This is a genomic window from Streptomyces sp. NPDC059169 (assembly GCF_042755225.1).
Classification (GTDB): Bacteria; Actinomycetota; Actinomycetes; order Streptomycetales; family Streptomycetaceae; genus Streptomyces.
Genome location: NZ_JBHZCF010000002.1, coordinates 174,327 through 181,199, shown reverse-complemented (window position 1 = coordinate 181,199; position 6,873 = coordinate 174,327). Strand labels below are relative to the sequence as shown.

Sequence of the window (6,873 nt, the reverse complement as noted above, 5' to 3'; positions counted from 1 at the left end):
CCCCCTCCCCCCCCCCCTCCCCCCCCCCCCCCCCCCCCCCCCCCCGGTCCCCCGTGTCCTCCTCCACCGTCCCGACTCGCTCCGGGACGACCCCCGTTCGGTCGGGTGCGCCGCACCGTTCCGCCGCCCCGTGCCGGCGGTGCGGCACAGCGCTCCTTCCCGTGGCACCCACTCTTCCGTTTGCACTGGTGGGCACCCATCCGCGCGGCTACTCATCTCCCGTACTAGGTACGGATACTCAGTCCTCCGCGCTCATCCCCATCCGTGCCCGCGCCCCGGCTCGTTACGATCACGCCTGTGTCCGTACTCCCTCTGGTCTTCACGAGCGGCTGGGCGAGCGGGATCAACGCCTACGCGGTGGTCCTGTTGCTCGGTCTCTTCGGCGCGACCGGGCTCACCGACGAGGTGCCCGCGTCGCTCCAGCGCACCGACGTCCTGATCGCCGCCGCGGTGCTGTTCCTCTGCGAGGCGGTCGCCGACAAGGTCCCGTACGTCGACTCGGTCTGGGACTCGGTGCACACGGTCGTCCGTCCGGTGGCCGGTGCCGTCGTGGCAGCTCTCCTGGCCGGTGAGAGCGGATCGCTGCCGGAGCTCGCAGCAGCGGCGGTCGGCGGCTCCACGGCCCTGATGAGCCACCTGGTGAAGGCGGGCACCCGCATGGCCGTCAACACCTCTCCCGAGCCGTTCAGCAACGTCGCCGTCAGCGTCGTCGAGGACCTCGGCGTCGCCGGGCTCATCACCTTCGCGGTCTTCCACCCGCTGCCGGCGGCGATCATCGCGGGGTCCCTGCTCGTCCTGGGCTTCGTGACGCTCGTCTTCCTCGTCTCACGGATCCGACGGTTCCTACGGCGCCGGGCGGAGCGCCGCACGAAGAAGCGGCTCGGAGCGGGCCTGCCCCAACCCCCGCTCCGTTGACGGCCGGAGGCGGACCGGCCCCGTGCCCTGGCGGCGCACGGCCGGGTGACGGCCCCGCCGGCACGGGCGGATAGGGTCGCTGACATGGCACGGATTGCGGTGATCGGCGCCGGGATGGGCGCCATGGCGGCTGCCGCCCGGCTGGCCGTGGCAGGCCACCGGGTGACGGTGTACGAGCGCTCGGCGACGTTCGGCGGGGCGGTGGGCACCTTCGCGCGCGAGGGGTTCACCTTCGACACCGGTCCCGGCCTGCTGCACCTCCCGGCCGTCTACCGGGACCTGTTCGTCAAGACGGGCAGGGAACCGCTGGAGAGCTGCGTCGAGCTGACCCAGGTCGATCCGGCCGGTCGCCATCTGTTCGACGACGGCACGGACGTCTCGCTGCCGAACGCCTCCCGCGCCGGTGTGGTCGCCGCCCTGGACGCCGCACTGGGTCCGGGCGCGGGCGAGCGGTGGGGTGAGTTCCTCGGTCGTGCTCGGGACGCCTGGGATCGCTCTCGCCGACCGCTGCTGGAGGAACCGCTGTGGGCCGACCGGCAGGTGCTGGGCCGTGACCCGTATCCGGCGTTGCGGCAACGCCGCCTGCTGCGCACCCGGCAGGCGCAGACGCTCGCGGAGGTGGGGGCCTGGGAGCTGGCGGACCCACGGCTCGCCGCCCTGCTCGACGCATGCGCCCTGACGTACGGACTCGATCCGCGGCGCGCCCCCGCGAGCGCCGCACTGCTGCCGTACATGGAGCAGACGTTCGGGAGCTGGTACGCCCTCGGCGGTATGCGGGCACTGGCCCGGGCCGTCTACGAGCGCTGCCTGGCCCGCGCGGTGGATTTCGTGTTCGACGCCGAGGTGACCGGCGTGCTGGAGGAGGACGGCCGGGCCGCCGGGGTGCTCCTCGCCTCGGGTGGCCCGATCCGAGCGGACCTCGTGGTGGCGGGCGCCGGAGCGTCGGGGCTGGGCCCGCTGGAACCGTGGCGGGACGGCGGTGTCCGACCGGTGGACGGGGCCACCGGTCGGTTCACCGTGCTGCTGGCCCTGCGCGGGGCCCGACCGCAGGGCACCGTGCACCGGACTGTGGTGCACTCCCCCGACCCGGCTGCGGAGGCCCGCGCGGTGTTCGAGGAGGGACCCGTCGGACGGCCCACGGTGACGGTGCTGCGTCCCGACGATCCGACGACGCGCCCCGACGAGGCACACGAGGCGGTGACGCTCACCGCGACCGTACCGGCGCAGGGCGGCTGGGCGGACCGCGCACGGTGCGAATGCTGGGCGGACCGGCTGGTCGACGCGGCGTGCCGCGCCGTCCCGGACCTCCGCGAGCGGCTGCTGTGGCGCGAGGTCATCACTCCGGACGGGACCGGCCCGGTGTGTCCTCCGGCCCTGGCCGGGGCCGGGGGACGCTTCCTGCGTCCCTCGAACACCACGCGCCTGCCGGGGCTGTACCTCGCGGGCGGGTGGGCCCACCCGGGCGGTGGGCTGGCCCACGCGGGCATGTCGGGCGCGTTGGTGGCGGGGCTGATCGTGGAGGGCGAGGGTTTCCGCGGCTCGCAGTAGCCCGTCGTAGGAGGTGGTGCGGTGCGGGATCCGCGGGGGCCGGACGCGCGTGACCGCGCCCAGCACCTGTCGCACGCCATGTAAGAAGCTGTTTCTGAAGCAAGAGTGGCATTCCTGGACCAGGTGATGGCGTTCCCGTCCGAACGGAGTCCCTTGGCAGGACACGGTGAGTGCCTGCGTGGATTCTCTGCACCCTGCGCGTATGTAGTGAGGGGTGTTTCCGTCCAAGGAAGGAGCCTTCGATGAGGCGTGGTTTCGTGGTGGGTATGGGGGTTCTGGCCAGCTCGGTGCTGATGATCGCCGTTCCCGCCAGTGCGCAGGCGGCTACTGGGGTGTTTCAGTACACGCATGCGTACACGGCTTTGACGGTGAAGTTGAAGAACCCTGCTGATGACGTGTGTATTCAGGCCACTGCCAACGGCACCGTTTCGAACGGCACGGACCGTGAGGCGACTTTGTATCCGAGTCCGGCGTGTCAGGGTGAGCCGCTGGGCACGTTGGAGCCGACGGCGACGGTGAGCCGAGTGGCCATGGCGAGCGTGATGTTCACGTCGGCGTGAGCCGTCTGCGATCTGGCCTGTCTGCGTCGTCTCTCTCACGGTGCAGACGGGCCCGCTTCTCTGGCAGGGGGATCTGCTCAGAGGAGGGCGTCAATCAGCGGGCGGGACTCGTCGCCACCGGGCGGTGGAGCCGGCAGGTACTGAATTTCACCGGGCGGATTCTGGTTCGGGGCTGCTGACAGGAGCCGTGCACGCTTCGCCGGGGCAGTCAAGGCATCGGCTCGTGTCCTTCTGTCCGCTTGGGCGTTTTAGCTGGTGTGTTGCGGATGTCAGCCATGCATGCTGGGGGCGGCGAGGTGGTGGAGGCGGCGCTGGTTCGTCGGGACTGGCCTGCGGTGGGGGAGGCGGCTTTGGGCTTGGTGCTGGTGCTCGGCGGCCTGGCGCTGGCGATGGGTAGCGGGTCGGCTTCTGCCGAGTCCTCCCAGAGCGGGAGCGCCGTCCCGTCGGTGGTGCTGAGGCAGCTGCCCATCACGATGTCGAACCTCACGTCGAGCTTCACGCTCGTGGGTCCGCCGAATCAGACACGTTCCCAGAACGGTGCGGTGACCCTGCGCGTGCGTACGCCGGATCCTGACGGGTACACCGTCAGCGTGCTGGCGAATGCCGCGGTCATGACACCGCTCAAGGCAGCGAATCCGGATCGGATCCCAGTGGGAAACCTTGCCGTCAGGAAGACCGGGACGTCCGCGTTCTTTCCTTTGAAGAGCACGTCGGCCGTGACCGTGCATAGCCAGACGACCCGTTCCGGTCCGCAGGGCGACAACCTGAGCACCGACTATCGGGTGACCATTCCGAACGTGCGGGCCGACACCTACCGCGTCACCCTGACCTACACGGTCACGACACGTTAACCCTCCATCCGGGTGAACCGTTGATGGCCGCTGCATTCCACGACAGGACACGGCAGACGGAGGTGCATTAAATGGGGCAGCAGCAGACGGTGATCGATGTGAAACAGGTGCTGGGAAATGAACCAACGGCGTATCCGTGTCAGCAGTAGGCCCGTCGTGGGGGCTGTCCTCTTGGCAGCGGGCGGCCTGACGGCCGCGGCCGCGGACGGCCCGGCGGCACTGGCCGACCAGGTCAGCGACACCACCCAGGCGAACGTGGCCGTGGCCTCAGCGATTTCACTGACCGGACTCACCCCGTCCTTCACCCTCAGCGGCCTTCCCAACACCACGGCCACACAGAATGCCGCTGTCAGCTACACGGTCACCTCGAACAACGCGGCCGGCTACACCATCAGCGTGCGGGCCAATGACTCCGCGCTGCAGCCGCAGGGCGCCGACAACCCGGACGTCATCCCGGTCGGGAATCTCGAACTGCGGCCGAATCCTCAGATCCTGTGGCGTCCGGTGACGACCTCGGACCAGGTCATCCGCAACGTCGACAGCCCCTCTGCCGGTGGCGGGGACACCTATGCGACCGACTACCGCGTACACATCCCCAACGTGCGCTCCGACACCTACAGCGTGAACCTCACCTACACCGCAGCCACGAAGTAGATGCCGGACGTTCGAATCCGCTCATACAGGCGTGGCGTGCCCCGCCTCGCTTGTGCCGTCCTCGCTGCCGTGCTGGCTGTACTGCCGGCCGCATCGGCATCAGCCGACCCCGCACAGCGGGACGGTGAGGCTGGCCTGTCACTGACGGTGTGGCCAGCACGCAGTGTCCTGCCGGCCAAAACCGGGCCGCAAACCCAGGTGGTGAACATCGTCAACCGTGCAGCTGTCGGCGTGCGGATCACCGTCGAGTCGGCAGAGTTCAGCCAGGAGACCGACGGCGAGATCACCTTCCGGCCGCCGGGGCCCGTCTCAGCCGCCTCCTGGGTCACGATGAGCCCTTCCTCCTTCGAACTCGGCCCCGGGGAGAGCCGGAAGGTGAAGGTCAAGGTCAGCGTCCCCCACCGCCCCGAGCCAGGCGAGCGGTACATCGGAATCCTGTTCAAAACCCCGCCCAGGCAGACGTCAAAGAACGTCCAGGTGGCGGGCGCCGTGGCCAGCCAACTTATGGTCAACGTCCCCGGCAAGGCCATCCACAAGATCGTCCCGGAAGAGCTCCAGGCCCCGCGCTTCGCCTTCTGGGGACCGATCCGCCTCACCCTGCCAATCCGCAACGCCGGCAACATCCACCGCAGCTACACAGGCCCCAAACGACTCGTCGCCACCGCAAGCGGCAGCCGACTCGCCTTCCCCGACTTCACCGTCCTTGGCAACTCGCAACGAACCCTCACCACCCAGTGGCACAGCCCACCGATCTTCTGCGTCTGCGACGCATCGGTGACCATCCCCACCGGGCAAGGCAAGTCCGTCACCCGCACAACGCGCATCATCGTGATCCCCCTCCCGCAGATCATCGGCCTGCTCGCCGCAGCCCTCGGCCTGTTCCTCCTCACCCGCAAAGGCGTGCGCTACCAACGCGCCCTGCTCGCCGCAGCCCGCCGGTAGCCTCCGCCGAGGAGAGCCGACGTCGTTGATGGTCACAGGTAGGGCTGAAGGACTTCGGATTCTTGCGTGCGCTGCGGCCCCGGGCGCCGGGCGCGGTGCCGGGGGCCGGGCGCGGTGCCGGGGGCCGGGCGCGGTGCCGGGGGCCGGGCGCGGTGCCGGGGGCCGGGGGCCGCTGACCGGCACGAGCCCCGTGGGGTTTCGATACGACCCGTGCACGCGTCACTCCCTTCAACACCCCCGGCGCCTGGCAGGTCACGGCCTTGTTCATGCGGCGGGATTGAGTTCGGCGCGGCCGAACAGCAGGGCCCAGCCGGTGGGGAGCTGATGGAGGATGCGGGTGACCAGGTCGGGGCCGGCGTAGGCGTTGACGGCGGCGAAGACGGAGCCTGCTGGGCCGTCGGCAAACGTTGCCAGCTCTCGCCTACGAAACCACCGCCGACTAGGTCAGGCGGCCTGCGTCAGCCGGGGCGGGGTGACGGGCAGGCGCGTCAGGCTCTTCTTGCCCCGGGTGAGACGGCGGGTCATCAGTGTGATGGCGGCCCAGGTGATCAGGGTTTCGGAGTGCTGGATGAGGCGTTCGTAGTCCCTCGCGTGCCGGCGGGCGTTCATGATCCAGGCCAGCGAGCGTTCGACGACCCAACGCCGGGGCAGCAGGATGAAGCCGGAAGTGTCCTTCGGCCGGGCGACGGTCTTGATGGTCAGGTTGAGGTGCTTCTTTGCCCAGGTCACGAGCTTGCCTGCGTAGGCTCGGTCGGCCCAGACGATGGTGATCTCGGGGTGCATCAGGCGGAGACGGAAGAGGACTTCCTTCGCGGCGGCGGAGTCGTGCAGATCGGCCGGGGTGACCATGACCAGCAGGGGCAGGCCGCGGGTGTCGACCACGAGATGGCGTTTGCGGCCATTGATCCTTCTGCCTGGGTCGTAACCGCGGGAGTCCTTGCCGACGGTCGATGCCGCTTTGACTGATTGCGAGTCGATGATCGTGGCGACGGCTCTGGGTCCTTTGCCCATCTCGCGGCGGATCCGCTGGGCCAGAGCGTCACGGATCTGGCCGATGACACCGCAGGCTGCCCAGCGGGCCATGAAGCCCCAAACGGTCCGCCATGGTGGGTAGTCCGCAGGCAAGGCTCGCCATTTGCAGCCGGTGTCCACGACGTATCGGATCGCATCCACGATCTCGCGCCGGGGATGCTTCTCCGGCCGGCCGCCGCGGGCCGTGTCGCAGGCTGCGATTGGCAGCAGCGGTTCGATCAGCGTCCATTCATCGTCCGTGGTGTCCGAGGGATATCGGCGGTGGCGCACGTCTCTTCCTGTCTGTGACCTGCGGCGGGGGGGGGGGGGGGGGGGGGAGAAAGAAGGCAACGAAACAGAAGACCGCGGCGGGTGGAGGGGGGGGGTCGTGT

Annotated in this window: 7 protein-coding genes and 1 pseudogene; 6 read left to right on the top strand and 2 right to left on the bottom strand. The window is 69.6% G+C overall.

Going from position 1 to position 6,873, the window contains the following annotated elements; translation table 11 throughout:
* Positions 1-297 precede the first annotated feature (297 nt).
* The 6 genes from ACFXOM_RS04690 to ACFXOM_RS04665 all read left to right on the top strand — a co-directional run bounded on the left by ACFXOM_RS04690 (position 298) and on the right by ACFXOM_RS04665 (position 5,470).
* Complete coding sequence (locus ACFXOM_RS04690) at positions 298-915, top strand: DUF4126 domain-containing protein (protein WP_384930072.1); 618 nt, start codon at positions 298-300, stop codon at positions 913-915.
* Between the two features lie 84 nt (positions 916-999).
* Complete coding sequence (locus tag ACFXOM_RS04685) at positions 1,000-2,463, top strand: phytoene desaturase family protein (protein WP_385036949.1); 1,464 nt, start codon at positions 1,000-1,002, stop codon at positions 2,461-2,463.
* Positions 2,464-2,705: 242 nt separating this feature from the next.
* On the top strand, positions 2,706-3,023 hold the full coding sequence (locus ACFXOM_RS04680) for a hypothetical protein (RefSeq protein ID WP_385036947.1): 318 nt from the start codon (positions 2,706-2,708) through the stop codon (positions 3,021-3,023).
* Between the two features lie 266 nt (positions 3,024-3,289).
* Complete coding sequence (locus ACFXOM_RS04675) at positions 3,290-3,874, top strand: hypothetical protein (RefSeq protein ID WP_385036945.1); 585 nt, start codon at positions 3,290-3,292, stop codon at positions 3,872-3,874.
* A 117-nt stretch (positions 3,875-3,991) separates the two neighbouring features.
* Positions 3,992-4,528: a hypothetical protein gene (locus ACFXOM_RS04670; protein ID WP_385036944.1), complete on the top strand. Its 537-nt coding sequence runs from the start codon at positions 3,992-3,994 to the stop codon at positions 4,526-4,528.
* A gap of 201 nt (positions 4,529-4,729) precedes the next feature.
* The gene (locus ACFXOM_RS04665) at positions 4,730-5,470 is read left to right on the top strand and encodes a hypothetical protein (RefSeq protein ID WP_385036942.1); all 741 of its coding nucleotides are present in this window, start codon (positions 4,730-4,732) and stop codon (positions 5,468-5,470) included.
* 264 nt (positions 5,471-5,734) lie between these two features.
* On the opposite strand, the pseudogene ACFXOM_RS04660 reads toward ACFXOM_RS04665, so the two are convergent.
* Both ACFXOM_RS04660 and ACFXOM_RS04655 read right to left on the bottom strand, forming a co-directional pair.
* A pseudogene (locus ACFXOM_RS04660) lies at positions 5,735-5,857 on the bottom strand (DUF2267 domain-containing protein); the annotation flags it as partial.
* A 57-nt stretch (positions 5,858-5,914) separates the two neighbouring features.
* On the bottom strand, positions 5,915-6,772 hold the full coding sequence (locus ACFXOM_RS04655) for an IS5 family transposase (RefSeq protein WP_385036940.1): 858 nt from the start codon (positions 6,770-6,772) through the stop codon (positions 5,915-5,917).
* Positions 6,773-6,873: the final 101 nt, after the last annotated feature.